Source organism: Streptomyces sp. NPDC051211 (genome assembly GCF_040689505.1).
Lineage (GTDB): Bacteria > Actinomycetota > Actinomycetes > Streptomycetales > Streptomycetaceae > Streptomyces.
In genome coordinates this window covers 19,479-34,978 of record NZ_JBFBAV010000013.1, presented here as the reverse complement: position 1 = coordinate 34,978, position 15,500 = coordinate 19,479, and the positions used below count along the sequence as shown (strand labels likewise).

The window sequence follows — 15,500 nt, the reverse complement described above, 5'->3', positions numbered from 1 at the left end:
CTGGTGCAATGACGCTGAGTGGTTGTTCTTCAGATGCTCCGGGGGTTGAAGAAGTGGCCGATGAAGAACTGAAGTGGCATCCCGCCGGACGGAACCGGCAATTGAACTGGCCCAGCGACACCAGAGGCTGGAGCGAGGATCGCCTCTGGCTCCTGGCGGCGCTGCAGCACTGGACCTGGCATCGCGACCACGGCTTCCAGGGGCGTCGCATGCAGGGCCAGGAGCTGGCCGAGTGGTGCGAGGTCAAGAGCGCCTCGACGATCACCACGTGGATCAGCAACGGCGGCGTGGCACGGAGGGGCCTGCACTTCTGCCAGGTGGCCCAGGAGCGGTCCCGCTGCTCGCCCGACTGCGAGAGCGGGTTCGGCGATCGGAACGCCCTGGTCACTCGCTACGAGGGCGCCGCCCGGGACTTCAAGAGCGCCAACGCCCATGCACGACGTTCAAGTAGGCCTCACCCGTTGCCCGCCGCCTACAGCCGCCCCCTGAAGGACATCGCCGGCGGTCTGTCCTCGCTGGAGGATGCCCAGAAGGACGCGCTGCGGGCTCTGAAGACCGTCACCGTCGACCCGTTCGACTCGGTCCTGAACCGCGTGACCCTGGATCAGGTCCGGGTCGAACGCGTGGCCGAGAAGGAGGTGATCAAGCACATCGATCGGCAACTGGCAGACAGGGCACCGGGGCAAGCCGCGGCCCTGCTCGGCGAGCCAGGTGTCGGAAAGAGCTGCTCCCTGTGGGGCGTGCACAGAGCCCTGTCCAAGCGGCCGGAGCTCTGCCTCGTCTTGCTGTCCGCAACCTCGTTGCTGGCCGGCGCAGGACGCGAGCCGGACCTGCACCCGCACGAACTGCCCAGACTGCTGGAGGCCCATCGCAGCCGGCCGACCGGCACCCCCGCCGTTGGAGGGCGTGCCAGGGCACCCGAGCAACGCCAGATCGTCCTGCTGCTCGACACCGCCGATCTGCTGTTGCACGAGACGGAGACAGCGCACGACTTCACCGAGCTGATCACCGTCCTGCGGTCCAGGAACGTCGCCGTGGCGCTGGCCTGCCGGTCTGGCGAAGCGAGTCTTCTCAAGCGGAGCTGGGACGCGGAGGAAGGCGACGGCGCCTACACCTCACTGCTCTCGAACATCCCTCTCGGCCTCTACGGAACCGGGAAGGACGAACGCAGAGAACGCGGTTGGACCCCGGACTCCGAACTCGGCCGGGCGATCGCCGTCTACGGACGGACGTACGCCCCGGCCCGGAAGGACGAAGACGGCTCCCTCCCGAGAATGGAGCAGTCGCTCGCTGCCGCGGCCGCCCGCGGACTCCCCCTGGGCCAGCTGATCCGCCACCCACTGCATCTGCGCATGGTCTTCGACCTGTACAGCCCCCACGGCCCGAACGTGTCCGAGCTCGATGTCGCCGCCCTCTTCCGCGACTACTGGGAGAGGCGCGTCGAGCGTGATCTGCGCGACTCGGTGACGGGCCTCGACACGGTTGCGCCGGAAGAGGCACGGCAACTGGGACGGGCCGCAGCCGAACTCGGCTTGGCCACCCTGCTCCGGGGCACCATCGAGCTGCACCGGGAGCACGCGCGCGACCTGCTCGCCTCACGGTGTGGTGAGCCGCGTGACACCGCAGCCCGCTGGACCGGGCTGCTGGTTCGCCGGGGCGTGCTGAGCGAGGGCGTCGCCGGGCGGGTGCGCTTCCACCACCAGGTCATCGGCGAGTACGCCGCAGGCCGGGGCCTCGCCAGTGCCCCCGCCGGCCTGGCCGCCACCGCCCGCCGAATCGCGCAGCATCCGCAGGACCTCTACCTCGCCGAGGCGGCCCGGCACGCATTCCACTACACCGACCGGGCTCACGCACACGAGTCACATCGGTGGTACCCACACCTGGCGGGCCTGGCCCAGGCCACCGCTCCGGTGGCACGCGACACCTTCCTCCGCATCTTCGCCGGCCTACGCCATGCTCCGCTCAGCGCTGCCACCGACGCCGTCGCTGTGATCAAGGATCCAGAGACCGGCGCGCTGCACGCCGAGCACTACCTGGATGCCCTCAGCGCCATCGTCCAGCCCGCCGACGGCATCTGGCCGACGGTGCTGCGGACGATCTGGGACACGGGCAACGCCTCGCTCCGTCCGCAGGTCATGCACACGGTCACCACCCTTGTCCTGCAACAGCGTGACGCCGCCACTGTTTTCCTGTACAGCCTTGAGGCCGGCGAGCTGGCAAAGCATGCCCCTACACAGCATCTGACCGGCCTGATGCACCAGGCACACAACCACGACGCGGAAGCCCCCTCGGACGGCACCGGACGTGCCGAGCGCACGGCCGTCACCGTCATGCACGAGATGCTCGACGAGGTCTTCGTCCAGCGTGGCGCGCCTCTGGAACGCGCACTCGCCACGCTCGCCGACCTAGCCACCCAGTGGCCGGCTCAGTACGGCGATCTGTGCCGCGGACTACCCGAGCGCATGACGACGCCGGACAAAGTCCCCAAGGACGTCGACGCGATCATCTCCTCCGCCGCAGCCTGCTGGGCCGCTGCCCACGGACACGAACGCACCGCCGACACCCTCAAGACGCTGCAGGGCTGCCTCGACGAACTGGCGGACGGCAGCCCGCCGACGGGACGCCGGCACGTCGTCCTGCACGGCGTGGCGAGCACGCTCTGCCGCCCGGATGCGCACACCGACTCCAGACTCCTCCGCTCCGCGCTGGACAGTGCCGCGGCCGATGTCACCGACGGCAGTCCCCGCAAGACCGTGGCCCGCTACTTCCTGCGCCCGTTGATCCTGGCCGGTGAAGCGCCCGCCGGGCGCGCCGCACGCGAGTGGTGCCGGTCCCAGATCAATCACAAGAAAGTCCGTCAGGACCCGCAGCCCCCGGGCACCGCCCTGGCCCTGACCGCCCTGAGCGTCCTCGGAGGCCGACGCCTACCGGGAGCCGTGGTGGCCGGGTGCCTTCCCGATGATCCACGTTCGGCCAGGAAGCGCGCCACAACGCTCCTTCCTTGGATCACCGCCCCCTGGGACGCCGATCTGACCGTCGCCGCCGCAGCCGGCGGACACCATCTCGCCACAGGCGCCCTTGACCTCCTGACCGGAGGAACAGTGCACGACCCGAAAGCACCGGCACCGGAGCAGCCCGGACCGGAGCAGTTCGAAGCGGACGGAGCCGGCACCGAGCAGGCCGAGGAGGCGTCCGCACGGGGCAAGGGCCGCCGTCGGGGCAAGCAGCCACGCAAGCGGCTGGCACCGCCCCGCGAGGAGGTCGTCGCCCGCGTGCCGGAAGCGCCCGGGCTTCTCCTGCCGTGGCTCCTGCGAGACGCCGAGCAGCGTGAGAATGCCGACGCCGTCATCGGCTTCGTCCGGGCGAGCGGGGGGCAACTGCCCGCCGAGCACCCTGAGCAGCTACGCGACATCGCCGCCTACCTGGCGACGCGGGATGACCCCCGCGCAGTCGCCGCCGCGCACCGGCTGGCCGCCCGCATGATCAGCTGCGGCATGACCCCTCTGGGAAGCCCCGAGGACGTGGTACAGCAGGTGAACTCGCTGAACACGAGCGCCGTCGCGCAGACCGAACTGCTCCAAGCGGTCACCCAGGCCATCACCGCAGACCCCCAGTCGTGGGATCTTCCCAGTGCGCACGCGATTCTAGCCCCCCGCCTGGACGCCTTGGTCGACCGGGCCACGGAGATGGCCGCCGACGTCACCGCGCCGCAGATGGGACATGAGGCCTACATGCTGGCCGGATACGCAGCACATCTGCTGCGAGCGCGTCTGGCCGTCCTCGACGCACGCAGGAAGGTCGCCGAGGGCGTCGACGACTTCGGTCTCGAACAGGTCGAGTCCCAGGTCTTCCTCCCCGCAGACCTGTGCCTGCCGCCCGGCCACAGCCTGACGCAGCCGGGCAATGTGTGGCCGCGCCGTTTCGACACCATGCCCCGCCTTTGCGTCGACCTCCACGAGGCGGGGCATCGGCAGGACGCCGAGCGGCTGCTGGAGCGCGCGGTCACCGTCGCGACCGCGCAGTCCGGTGCCTCCGCCCGCTGGCGAAACGCCGGATGGAATCCCTGGCGCCCCTACCTGCGCCTCCTTGTCAGCGAACGCTCCCGACTGTACGACCTGCTCATCGAGTACGGCCCTCGCGACCATCAACTCACCCGACACCTGCTGGAAGTCGCGGGCCAGGCGGTGACCGACATCTCGGTCGAACTGCACAGGCTGCTCGCGGACCCGATCTGGCCGGCGGAGCTGCGCGACGCCGCCCGGCGAACCGCGTCCTGGGCTGGCCGCGACGGCGCCAACCTGCGCTGGGAAACGCTCTACGAAGACACCGCGGCGCCCTGAGGCGTCCGGCCGGGGCCCGGAGGGCGGCACGCTGTCGACGAAGGATCCACGCCCTCGTCGGCGAGGTCCGACGTGTTCTGCGCCCCGGCGGTGTGTTCGGCTACACCGTTCGGCACACCGGCGACGCCCACTATGGCCCCCGGCACCGCGCACGGCGACGACACCTTCGAGCCCCGCGGTCGACGACCTCCCGCAGCGCGTGCTCGGCGCCCCGCATCAGCCGCTCCAGCGCCGCCGGATCGGCTCGCTCCCCCAGACGCTCCTCCAGCCAGCCGATATCGTCGGACAGCCCGGCGACCAGGCGTTCGGATCCGGTGGACTCGACGCGCCGCCCCCGGCGGCTCCCTCAAGTCCTCCGTCCGGTGACCCTCCAAGGAGCCTGTCGTAAGGGCTGCCGTCAGACATGACGTCCTCCGCTCGGCTCAGCCGGCGCCCGCAGCCTGGGCGGCGGCCAGCTCCTCGACCCGGCTGCGGTACGCCTCGACCAGGCTGCCGCCGTCCGAACCGGGAAGCCCCTCCGGGCCGGCCCCCATCGACCTCAGGACCGCGTCGGCGCGGGCCTGACGGTCCGCCAACTCTTCCGCGGTGTGCGGGTACAGCAGCCTGAGCCCGCGTTTGTCGTCGTCCGACAGATTCTGCCCGTTACCGCTCGGCGCGCAGCTGCTCGGGTTGGACTTGTAGAAGAACGGCGGGAACCGGTAGAGCATCACGGATCGTGAGTCGAATGGCCCGGCGACGACATCCGGGTCGTCCTCGGTGCGAAGGTTGTGATCCACCTTCGCGCGCGGCCAGTTGTTCGGCTCACCCGCGAGGAACGTGTAAATTCCGGGCTGCCGCCCTTGGGCATCCGCCACGAACACACCGTCCGCATTCTGCGTGGGAACGTACCCCGCTTCGTCGTCCCAGCGGAATTCGCCCTCGCAGGTTCCGCGCATGTTCTGGTGGGAGTGGTGGAATCCCAGTGCGTGGAGGAACTCGTGACGCACCGTGCCCTCCCACGTGGTGGGCCTGTTCACGGCGAACCGTCCGAGGTTGAGGCTGCGCTGGCCGGGGTTGCCCCCGACCGGGCCGCCGCCCGCACCGATGGTGCGGTCCGTGCTGTCGGTGCCCACCAGGGAGAAGAAGCCGCCCATGTCGAAGCTGACGCGGATCTCGGCGGCGAAGGCGGTGTCGGCCGTGGTCCATCTCCGGAACGTCCCGGTCGCTTCGTCGTGGCCGAAGTCGAGTTTCAGGTTGCAGCTGTCGGTGATCTGCTCCGTCGCTCCTGCGATATCCGCGTGCAGCTGGTCGTCCCCGTCGAGGAACGCGACCCTCAGTGTCGCACCGGGTGTCCACCGCGCGATGTCGGTAACGAGGAACTCCAGGCCGCCGCCGGCCGATGCGCGCCTCCAACGATCCCGTACTTCGATCGCCGCGACGACGTCATCCGGGAGAGATTCGAGTTCCATGGCGCATCCTTTCGCATCGCATTTCGAAACAGTCCCCCCACCGCTTTGACGATGGATGGGCTGCCCGGCTCGACGCGCGAGCACGCCCCACTGGAAGCTCAAATCACAGTTTGTCACGAATAGACAGGCTCTGCTACTGCATGCTCACATCGAGTAGTTCAGCCTTCATCAGCTTCGAGCCCGGCCTGGAACGGGCGGGCGGGCGGGGTGCGCGCGGGTCCCCGACGTTCCCGCCATGACGAATGAAAGTCTCCCGGACCTCAGCGGCCGTACCGCCCTGGCCACCGGGCAGCGGCAGCGGGATCGGGTCGGCTTGCGCCCGGGCCCCTGGCCGTCTCTTTCGCATCTTGCGGGGCCGACTCACAGCGTCGTCCCAGGTCTGCGACTCGCGCGCGCGTCGCCCGATGACGCGATGGGCAGAACTGTACGGAGCGTCGGCTCAGTGTCCGGCGGCTTGGGGCATCCGGGTATCGTGGACGGGGCCGGAACCACGCTCGGGGCTTACACGGCAGGTGCGTTCACTCCCACCTCCCGCACCAGCCACATCAACGCCATCGACGAAGACGGTCAACCGGGAGTTCGGATCTCTGATCGTTGATCCGAAGTAGGTCCCAGGCACTCCCCGCCCCGGTACATGCGCCGACACTGCGCCGGGGCGAAGCCATGTCCGAGTTTGGGTCAGAGCTCGCACGGGGCGGGGTCAGCGAGCCCAGACGGTCTGAACCGCTCGAGAGAATGCAGGTCACGGCCAGGCCGCGAGGATCTCCTCGGTGGTGGTGACGGTGGCGACCAGGGAGAGCGAGTTGCGGAGGACCTGCGCGGTGTACTCGGCGGGCACTCCGGCGATCGCGTCGGCCGGGACGACCACCTGGTAGCCGAGGTTCACGGCGTCGAAGACGGTGTTGGGGATCGCGACGTTGGAGGAGACCCCGGTGACGATCAGGGTCCGGCAGCCGAGGTTGCGCAGCAGCGCGTCCAGATCGGTGCCGGCCATCGGGGACAGGCCGTGCAGACGCCGTACGACCAGGTCCTCCCCGGCCACCTCGATCGGCGCTGCGACCTCGACCGCCCGGGTGCCGGACAGCTGCTGTACGGGGAGCCTGCCCGCGGCCCGGAACAGCCGGGCGTTGGAGTTGGCCCCGCGCCCGTCCGGCCGCCGCTCGGCCACCGCGTGCAGCACCTGTACGCCGGCCCGGTGCGCGGCGTCGACCAGCGCGGCGACCCGCCCGAGCATCCCGGAGGCCCGCGCCTCCTTGGCGAGCTCCGGCAGCGCGCCGTCCTCGCCGACGACGCCGTTCTGGCATTCGACGGTGAGCAGGGCGGTGGTGGCCGGGCCGAGCTGCAGCATGGTTCCCCCTGGCGTGACGGCGGAAGAGCCCTCATGATTCCTGACACACAGTCAGATGTGAAGGGGTGCGGGACTGATGGACGAGACCCAGCGGCGCGGCCGGCGGATCATGATGACCGAGCGGGAAGTGGATGCCTTTCTGCGGGAACAGCGGACCTGCCGGGTGGCCACGGTCTCCGCCGACGGCCGCCCGCACGTCGGAGCCCTGTGGTTCGCCTGGGACGGCACCTCGCTCTGGCTGTACTCGATCACCCGCAGCCGGCGCTGGGCCGACCTGCGCAAGGATCCGCGGATCTCGGTGGTGGTGGACGCGGGCGAGTCGTACGACGAACTGCGCGGGGTGGAGCTGTCGGGCAGCGCCGTCTTCGTGGGCGAGGCCCCGCGCACCGGCGAGCCCTGCCCCGAGCTGGAGGAGGTCGAACGGCTCTTTCCGGCCAAGAACTTCGGCATCGCCGAGATGCCGCACGACGGGCGCCACGCCTGGCTGCGGCTGACCCCGGACGCGGTGGTGTCCTGGGACTTCCGCAAGCTCTAGGGGGCGTCTTGTCGATCGGGCCGGATCAGGATCGGCCCTCGACCTCGGCGGCCACGGTCCGCAGCGCGTCCACCGCGGCCCGGATCGAGGGCCGGCGGTCGGCGTCGGCCCGCCAGACCACGTAGACGTGGCGCCGCACGGTGTCGCAGACCGGCAGCAGCCGGACCCCGGGCGGCACCGGGCCGCGCCCCAGCCGGGGGGTCACGCACACGCCGAGCCCGGCCTCCACGAAGGCGAGCTGGGTGTGGTGCTCCTCGGCGATGTGCGCGATGCGCGGCTCGACGCCGGTGCCGCGCAGCGTGAAGACCAGCCACTCGTGGCAGAACTGCCCCTCGTTCCAGGACACCCAGTCCTCCTCGGCGAAGTCCGCGAGGGAGACCTCGGTGCGCCCGGCCATCGGGTGCCCGGCCGGCACCGCCACATCGGCGGCGTCGTCGAGCAGGTGCGCCCGGACCAGCTCGGCGGGGACGGGCATCCGCTTGTTGTGCCAGTCGATCGCGAGCGCGAGGTCGAGGTCGCCGCGCACCACCGCGGCCATGCTTTCCGCCGGCTCCATCTCGCGCACCCGCGCCCGCAGTTCCGGATGCCCGGCCCGCAGGGCCGTCAGCGCGGCCGGCAGCAGGCCCCGCATGGCGGTGGGGAAGGCGCCGATGCGCAGCTCGCCGACGGCGCAGCCGCGCTGGGCCTCGACGTCGGCCTGGGCGAGCTCCACCTGGGAGATGATCCGCGCCGCGTGATCGGCGAGCAGCCGCCCGGCGTCCGTGAGCCGCACTCCGCGGCCGTTCTTGGACAGCAGCGGCTGGCCGACCTCGCGCTCCAGCTTGGCCATCTGCTGGGACACGGCGGAGGTGGTGACGTGCAGACCCTCGGCGGCGCCGCTGACCGAGCCGTGCCGGGCGAGGGCGTCGAGGGTGCGCAGGCGCTCCAGGTTCAACATGTAAGTGATGCTACGCCGTCAGCTCTAAAAAATCTCGCTTGTCCTACGAGGTCGGCGCCCGCAGAGTAGGCCCCATGAGCGCACCCGCGGCCACCCGCCCGACCCTCTCCCCCGCCCCGCCGACCTCCCCGACCGGCACCCGCCGCGCCGCCCTCGACTGGCGGATCCGGTTCGGCGTGCTCTCCGTCGTCTGGGGCTTCAGCTTCCTCCTGATCAAGGTCGGCACCGAGGGGTACGCCCCGTTCCAGGTGGCCCTCGGCCGGGTCTTCTTCGGTGCGCTCGCGCTGCTCGCCGTCCTGCTGGTCCGGCGCGAGCCGCTGCCGCGCGGCCTGCGCACCTGGGGCCACCTCGCGGTGGCCGCCCTCCTGCTGAACACGGTCCCGTTCTCGCTCTTCGCGTACGCCGAGCTGAGCATCCCCTCCAGCCTCGCCGGGATCTGCAACGCCACCTCCCCGCTGTGGGGGATGGCGCTCTCCCTGGTCGCCCTCTCCGAGGACCGCCCGACCCGGCGCCGGGTCGCCGGCCTGGGCCTCGGCTTCCTCGGCGTGCTCACCGTGCTCGGCGCCTGGCAGGGCTTCTCCGGCGTCGACGCGAAGGGCACCGCGCTCGCGCTGCTGGCCGCGCTCTGCTACCCGATCGGCTGGATCTACGTCCGCCGCACCCTGGCGGACACCCCGGGCTCCCCGGTCGCCCTGACCGGCGGCCAGCTGCTGCTCTCCACCCTCCAGCTGGCCGTGACCAGCGCCGTGTTCACCACCGCCCCGGCCTCCTTCCCGCTCTGGCCCACCCTCTCGGTGATCGCCCTCGGAGCCCTGGGCACCGGCATGGCCCTGCAGATGCAGTACGGCCTCGTCACCGAGATCGGCCCGACCACGGCCCAGATGGTCACGTACTTCATCCCGGTCATCGCCACCACGGCCGGCGTCCTGGTCCTGGGCGAACAGCTCCACTGGAACACCCCGGTGGGCGCCGCCGTCGTCCTGGCGGGCGCTGCACTGACCCAGTCCGGCCGGCGCACCTGAGCCACTGCTACCTTCTGGGCGATCATCGATTGCATCCCTGGGGGGACCACATGCCCGTCGGCATACTGTTGCTCGTTCTCGGCCTGACCGGTCTGGCCGGCGGGGGCTGGGTCGCGCTGAACATCCGCGGCGCCGCGGTCTCGCTGAACCAGCGTCAAGAACGCAATATCGAACTCCGTGCCCACGCCCAGGGCCGCCTCGACCCGCCCGCAGCCTGGTTCGGCGTCACGGGCTTCCGGGTCCTGGCCGCCGTGGTCGCCGCGGCCGGGAGCGTCCTCGCCCTCCTCTCCTTCGCCGTGATCGCCACCGCCTGACCGAGCCGGTGAACGAAGACCATCCGGTCAGGGCCTGGGGCGTGTCCCGCCGGTCAGGCCGGGCTCGCGACGCGTGGCACCGCTCCCTGATCCGGCCTGATCGACAGGACACCCCCTAGACGTAGCGGGTCGTCGAGGCCGGTCCGGTCGCGGCGGCGATCGCCTCCGCCAGGCCGGGGACGTCCGACGGGGTCAGGCGGGAGACCGTGATGCGGATGCCGGGCCCGCTCCCCAGCCGGAAGCGGGCGCCCGGCGCCACCGCCCAGCCCGCCGCGAGCAGCCGGGTCACCACGGCCGTCTCCTCCGCGACCGGCACCCAGACGTTCATCCCGCTGCGCCCGTACGCCGGCACCCCGCGGGCCGCCAGTGCGGCGACCAGCGCGTCGCGCCGCTCCCCGTACGCCCGTGCCACCGCCGCCGGGTCCACCGCGCCCGAGCTCCACAGCTCCAGCACCGCGTACTGCAGCACCCGGCTGACCCAGCCCGGCCCCAGCCGCTGCCGGCCGCGGACCCGGTCCAGGGTCACCGGGTCGCCGGTGAGCACCGCGAGCCGCAGGTCCGGCCCGTACGCCTTGGCGGTGGACCGCACCAGGGCCCAGTGCCGGGTGACTCCGCCCAGCGAGTGCAGCGGCAGGTCCACGATGCCGTGACCGTGGTCGTCGTCGATGACGAGCACCTGGGGATGCGCGGCCAGCAGCGTCCTCAGGGCCGCGGCCCGGGCCGCGCCCACCACCGCCCCCGTCGGGTTCTGCGCCCGTGAGGTGACCACCAGTGCCCGCGCCCCGGCGGCCAGCGCCGCGGCGACCGCCGCCGGGCGCGGCCCCTCGTCGTCCACCTCGACGGGCAGCACCCGCAGCCCCAGCGCGGGCACCAGGTCCAGCACGTTCCCCCATCCGGGGTCCTCGACGGCCACCGCGTCGCCGGGTTTGAGGTGGGCCGCCAGCACCCGCTCGATGCCGTCGAGCGCACCGGAGGTCAGGGCCAGCGGCCCGTCCGGCACCCCGTCCGCCGTCAACTCCGCGCGGGCCAGCCGGGCGAGCTCGGGGACCACCGGGTCCTGCCCGTACTGGGTGGGCGCCAGCGCGTACCGGCGCGCGGCCGCGGCGAGCGGCCCGTCCAGCGAGGGCAGCAGGGCCGGATCGGGGTTGCCGGTGGACAGGTCCCGCGCGCCGGCCGGTACGGCGACCCCCATGGCCCCGCGCGGGGTGCTGGCCGGGCGCGCCCGGATGCGGCTGCCGCGCCGGCCGTCCGTCTCGATGACCCCGCGCTCGCGCAGCGTCCGGTACGCGGCCGCGACCGTGTTCGGGTTGACGCCCAGCCGGGCGGCGAGTTCCCGCATCGGGGGCAGCAGTGCGCCGGGGGTGAGCTCCCCCGATCCCACCCCTGCTTCGACGCTGGCCGCAATCTCCGATGCACGCCCACCGCTGATCAGATATTCTCCTAGCACAAAACACATTATGCACTAGTGCAATGGAGTTCGCACCATGACCGCCCCCACTCCCGCCTCCTACGAGCCCACCGACCGGACCGTCCCCACCCGGTCCCGCGACCGGGCCCGCTACGACCGCGAGACGGTGCACGCGATACTCGACGAGGCGTACGTCTGCCACCTCGGCTTCGTCCGCGACGGCGCCCCCGTGGTCCTGCCCACGCTCTTCGGCCGGGTCGGCGAAACCCTCTACATCCACGGCTCCACCGGCTCCCGCCCGCTCCGCGAGGCCGGCCGCACCGACCCGGGCCTGCCGGTCTGCGTCACCGTCACGCACGTGGACGGCCTGGTGCTGGCCAAGTCGGCGTTCCACCACTCCCTCAACTACCGCTCGGTGGTGGTGCACGGCACCGCGTACGAGGTGACCGACGCGGACGAGCGGCGGATGGCGCTCGACGCCCTCGTCGACCAGGTGGTCCCGGGCCGCTCCGCCGACTCCCGCCCGGCCGACGCCAAGGAGATGGCGGCCACCGCGGTGATCCGCCTCGACCTGGCCGAGGTCTCGGCGAAGATCCGTACCGGCGGCCCGAACGACGACGCCGGGGACCTGGACCTGCCCTACTGGTCGGGTGTGGTCCCGGTCGCCCGGACGTACGGCACCCCCGTGCCGGCCGACGGCCTGGCCCCCGGCATCGCCACCCCGGACTACCTCGCCGCGCTCTGAAGCGGAGCGGGTGACGGCTGCTGCACCACCGGACGGCGGGCCTCCGCGATGATCAGCGCGAGGACCGCCGTCAACAGCAGCACGGTGCCGAGCACCACCGCCCCGGTGAGCTCCTCCCCGAGCACCAGCACGGCGATCACCGCCGCGCTGACCGGCTCGATCAGCATGATCACCGACACGGTCGCGGCCCGCACCGCGGCGGCTCCGGTGAAGTAGAGCGCGTACGCGAGCGCGGTGGGCACGGTCGCGACGTACGCCATCAGCCAGATCACCTGCCCGAGGTCGGCCGTGTGCGGCAGCAGTCCCTCCACCGCGGCCAGGGGCAGCAGGCAGACGGCGCCCACCCCCGTCGACCACGCCGTGGTCACCAGCGGGTCCCCGCCCTCGCCGCGCTGACCGGTCCACCGGGTCAGCAGGGTCATCGCCGCGTAGCCGGCGGCCGACAGCAGCGCCAGGCCGACACCCAGCGGCCGCACCTCACCGCCGCCGCTGCCCAGGACCAGAACGACCAGCCCGGCGAGCGCTCCGGCCACGGCGGCCGCGCCGCCGCGCCCGAGCCGCTCGCCCGTCCAGGTCCGGGCGCCGAGAGCGATCATCACCGGGCCGGCGCCGAGGGTGACCACGGTTCCGACGGCCAGTCCGGTCTGCTGCACGGCCCCGAAGTAGGCGGCCTGGAACAGGGTGAACAGCAGGCCGGTGGTGATCAGTGAACCGAGCGACGGGCGCGCGGCGCCGGCCGCAGCCCGCCCCGGGCGGCCCGCCGGACGGCGGACCGCCAGCACGGCCAGCAGAACGGCCAGGCCGCCCGCACACCGCCAGAAGGACAGGGACAGCGGCCCGAGGTCACTGGCCAGGAAGAGCAGGGAGGCGGCCGCCCCGGCAGTGCCCCAGGCAGCTCCGGCGACGACGAGGTACAGCAGACTGCGCCCGGCGGGCGAGTGGTTCGACACGTGTTTCTCCGCGCTTGCAGGAAGGATGAAGGGTCTGCGTCATCGCTTCGCGGGCAGCACGGACCGGCCCGGGAACCCCCGGGCCGGGGTCTCGTTCTTGAGCGTGGCCGCCCGCGCTAGGCGGCGGGAGGCGGAAGCACGGTCGAAGGCATGACCGGAACCCTACGCGGTGGTCTTCTCCCGGTCCAGCGCGTCCATCTCCGGCCCGGCCGGCGCCCGGTTCCGCGAGGACTGGGCGATGAACGCACCACCCAGCACCAGCGCGCCGCCGAGCACCTGCGGCCCGGACAGGTGCTCGCCGAGCAGCACCCAGGCCAGCACGGTGGCGACGACCGCCTCCAGGCAGGCCACCACCCCGGCCACCTGCGGCGAGAGCCGGCGCACCGAGACCACTCCGGTCAGGTACGCGAGCACGGTCGCGATCAGCACCACCCAGGCGAGCAGCACCAGTCCGGGCACCTGCGCGCCCGCCACCTCGGCGTTCCCGCCGAGCACCTGCCAGTCGATCTGCCAGGGGCGGGCGATCACCGTCATCACCACGGTGCCGATGATCAGCCCGTACGCCGCGACGCCGAGCGGGTCCGGGACGTCCTCCCCGTCCGTGCCCTGATCGGCGAAGACGAAGTAGAAGGCCTGGCAGCAGGCGGCGGCCAGCCCCAGCAGCACGCCCAGCGGGTCCAGGCTCAGCCCGGCCCAGATCTCCACCACACAGGCCAGCCCGACCACGGCCACCGCCGCTCCGGCCGCGGCCGCGCGGGTGACCGGCTTGCGCTGCACGAACCGGATGTAGCCGAGGAGCAGCGCCGGGCCCAGGTACTCCAGCAGGAGGGCCACGCCGACCGGGATGCGGGACAGGGAAGCGAAGTAGAAGGCCTGCACACCGGCGACCGCTATCAGACCGAAGCCGGCCAGCAGGGCCGGTTTGCGGCGTACCAGATCGCGGTGCCGCCAGGCGAGCGGGGAGAGCACCAGCGCGCCTCCGGCCACCCTGAGCCAGACCATGTGCAGCGGGTCCAGACCCGCTTCGATCAGCGGCTTCGCCGCCACTCCCGAACCGCCGAACGCGGCCGCCGAGACGAGGGCGAGGCCCAGTCCGGCGTTCTTCCCTGACGCTTGCATCCGGCCATCATGGCAGTCGGCGTCAGGAGCGTCACACGTGTGACGCCTGTTGAGACGGTCACACATTTTCTGACAGGTCGTCAGTATTGAATGTTGTGGCCGCCGGGGCTACGTTCCGCGCACGTACCCGACGAGAAGGGGTGGTCGCATGGCTGAAGTCACCGCGGAATCACGCATCGAGGCGTCCGCCGCGAAGGTCTGGTCCCAGCTGACGGACTGGGGTGCGTACGGCCAGTGGAGCATGACCCACACCAGCTTCCCCAAGGGCGGACCGGAGAACCTCGCGGTCGGGTCCACCTTCGAGGAGAACATGAAGATGATGGGCTTCCCCGCCGAGGTCACCTGGACCATCGAGGAGCTGGAGGCCGAGCGGGTCTTCGCGATCAAGGGCAAGGGGCCGATGGGCGTGGTCGTCGGCACGAAGTACACCCTGGTCCCCGACGGCGGGGCGACCACGGTCCGTATCGACGGCGAGTTCACCGGCGCGGCCGTCTCGCTGATGGCGGGCAAGCTGAAGGACTCGGCCACGGCCGCGCTCAACGAGTCGCTGCGCAAGCTGGCCGGCCTGGTCGCCTGAGCCGCCGCCCCCCACACGCGAGCGCCCCGCGGCCGAAGCCGCGGGGCGCTGGTGCGCACCGGCCGGGTCAGTGCTCGTCGGCCAGGATCAGGTAGAGCTTCTTGCGGGCCTCGTTGATGACGCCGACGGCCTTCTGCCGCTGCTCGGCCGAGCCCGTCTTCCAGACCTGCGCGAAGGCCTCCATCAGGCCGAAGCCGGCCGCGCGGACCTCGTTCATGGCCTCGAAGTCGAAGCCGCGCCCGACCTCTTCCCAGGGCGCCGCGGGACCCGCCTCGGCTTCCGTACGGCCCGCGTCGGTGAGCGTGAACAGCTTCTTGCCGCCCTCGCTCTCGCTGCGGATCAGCCCCTCGTCCTCCAGCAGCTGGAGGGTCGGGTAGACCGAGCCGGGGCTGGGCTTCCAGGCCCCGCCGCTGCGCTCGCCGATCTCCTGGATCATCTCGTAGCCGTGCATCGGCCGGTCGAGCAGCAGCGCCAGGATCGACGCGCGTACGTCGCCACGCCGGGCCCGCCGGTGCGGGCCGCCCCGGCCGCGCCCGCCGAAGGGTCCGCCGGGACCGCCGCCCCAGCCGGGTCCGAACGGGCCGAAGGCGCCGCGGCGCCCCTCGAACTCTCCCTGACGGTCGGGCCCACAGTTGCCGTGCCCATGTCCGTGTCCATGTCCATGTGAACGCATGGCTGCGCTCCTCTCATCATCGATCGTTCGCGATGCTTCAACGATATATCGGGAGTGTTCTACTGACAAGGCCAGTCATCCCGA

At 71.9% G+C, this 15,500-nt stretch carries 13 protein-coding genes; 6 read left to right on the top strand and 7 right to left on the bottom strand.

Annotated elements, in window-relative coordinates:
* The first annotated feature begins 101 nt into the window (after positions 1-101).
* Positions 102-4,340, top strand: coding sequence for a hypothetical protein (locus AB0447_RS15525; protein ID WP_366477166.1), 4,239 nt, complete (start codon positions 102-104; stop codon positions 4,338-4,340).
* Between the two features lie 422 nt (positions 4,341-4,762).
* On the opposite strand, the gene AB0447_RS15520 is transcribed toward AB0447_RS15525, so the two are convergent.
* The gene (locus tag AB0447_RS15520; RefSeq protein WP_366477165.1) at positions 4,763-5,890 is read right to left on the bottom strand and encodes a hypothetical protein; all 1,128 of its coding nucleotides are present in this window, start codon (positions 5,888-5,890) and stop codon (positions 4,763-4,765) included.
* A 640-nt stretch (positions 5,891-6,530) separates the two neighbouring features.
* A complete protein-coding gene (locus AB0447_RS15515) occupies positions 6,531-7,136 on the bottom strand; it encodes a cysteine hydrolase (RefSeq protein WP_366477164.1) in 606 nt (201 codons plus the stop codon).
* A gap of 76 nt (positions 7,137-7,212) precedes the next feature.
* On the opposite strand from AB0447_RS15515, the gene AB0447_RS15510 reads away from it, so the two are divergent.
* On the top strand, positions 7,213-7,671 hold the full coding sequence (locus AB0447_RS15510) for a pyridoxamine 5'-phosphate oxidase family protein (protein WP_366477162.1): 459 nt from the start codon (positions 7,213-7,215) through the stop codon (positions 7,669-7,671).
* 25 nt (positions 7,672-7,696) lie between these two features.
* Here the strand turns inward: AB0447_RS15510 and AB0447_RS15505 are convergent, their stop codons facing one another.
* On the bottom strand, positions 7,697-8,608 hold the full coding sequence (locus AB0447_RS15505) for a LysR family transcriptional regulator (protein WP_366477161.1): 912 nt from the start codon (positions 8,606-8,608) through the stop codon (positions 7,697-7,699).
* Positions 8,609-8,682: 74 nt separating this feature from the next.
* Here AB0447_RS15505 and AB0447_RS15500 point away from each other — a divergent pair, with 74 nt between their 5' ends.
* On the top strand, positions 8,683-9,630 hold the full coding sequence (locus AB0447_RS15500; RefSeq protein ID WP_366477160.1) for a DMT family transporter: 948 nt from the start codon (positions 8,683-8,685) through the stop codon (positions 9,628-9,630).
* A 50-nt stretch (positions 9,631-9,680) separates the two neighbouring features.
* On the top strand, positions 9,681-9,944 hold the full coding sequence (locus tag AB0447_RS15495; protein ID WP_366477159.1) for a hypothetical protein: 264 nt from the start codon (positions 9,681-9,683) through the stop codon (positions 9,942-9,944).
* A gap of 115 nt (positions 9,945-10,059) precedes the next feature.
* Here AB0447_RS15495 and AB0447_RS15490 read toward each other — a convergent pair whose 3' ends face one another.
* Entirely contained in the window at positions 10,060-11,391 is a 1,332-nt protein-coding gene (locus AB0447_RS15490) for an aminotransferase class I/II-fold pyridoxal phosphate-dependent enzyme (protein ID WP_366477158.1), read from the bottom strand.
* 37 nt (positions 11,392-11,428) lie between these two features.
* Here AB0447_RS15490 and AB0447_RS15485 point away from each other — a divergent pair, with 37 nt between their 5' ends.
* The gene (locus AB0447_RS15485) at positions 11,429-12,097 is read left to right on the top strand and encodes a pyridoxamine 5'-phosphate oxidase family protein (protein ID WP_366477157.1); all 669 of its coding nucleotides are present in this window, start codon (positions 11,429-11,431) and stop codon (positions 12,095-12,097) included.
* Here the strand turns inward: AB0447_RS15485 and AB0447_RS15480 are convergent.
* Together AB0447_RS15480 and AB0447_RS15475 are read right to left on the bottom strand one after the other, a co-directional pair.
* Complete coding sequence (locus tag AB0447_RS15480) at positions 12,079-13,047, bottom strand: DMT family transporter (protein WP_366477155.1); 969 nt, start codon at positions 13,045-13,047, stop codon at positions 12,079-12,081. The genes AB0447_RS15485 and AB0447_RS15480 overlap by 19 nt on opposite strands.
* A 162-nt stretch (positions 13,048-13,209) precedes the next feature.
* The gene (locus tag AB0447_RS15475) at positions 13,210-14,166 is read right to left on the bottom strand and encodes an EamA family transporter (protein WP_366477154.1); all 957 of its coding nucleotides are present in this window, start codon (positions 14,164-14,166) and stop codon (positions 13,210-13,212) included.
* Between the two features lie 148 nt (positions 14,167-14,314).
* Here AB0447_RS15475 and AB0447_RS15470 point away from each other — a divergent pair, with 148 nt between their 5' ends.
* Entirely contained in the window at positions 14,315-14,743 is a 429-nt protein-coding gene (locus tag AB0447_RS15470) for an SRPBCC family protein (RefSeq protein ID WP_366477153.1), read from the top strand.
* Positions 14,744-14,810: 67 nt separating this feature from the next.
* Here the strand turns inward: AB0447_RS15470 and AB0447_RS15465 are convergent, their stop codons facing one another.
* Positions 14,811-15,416 carry a PadR family transcriptional regulator gene (locus AB0447_RS15465; RefSeq protein WP_366477152.1) on the bottom strand — a complete coding sequence of 202 codons (606 nt, stop codon included), beginning with the start codon at positions 15,414-15,416 and terminating at the stop codon, positions 14,811-14,813.
* Positions 15,417-15,500: the final 84 nt, after the last annotated feature.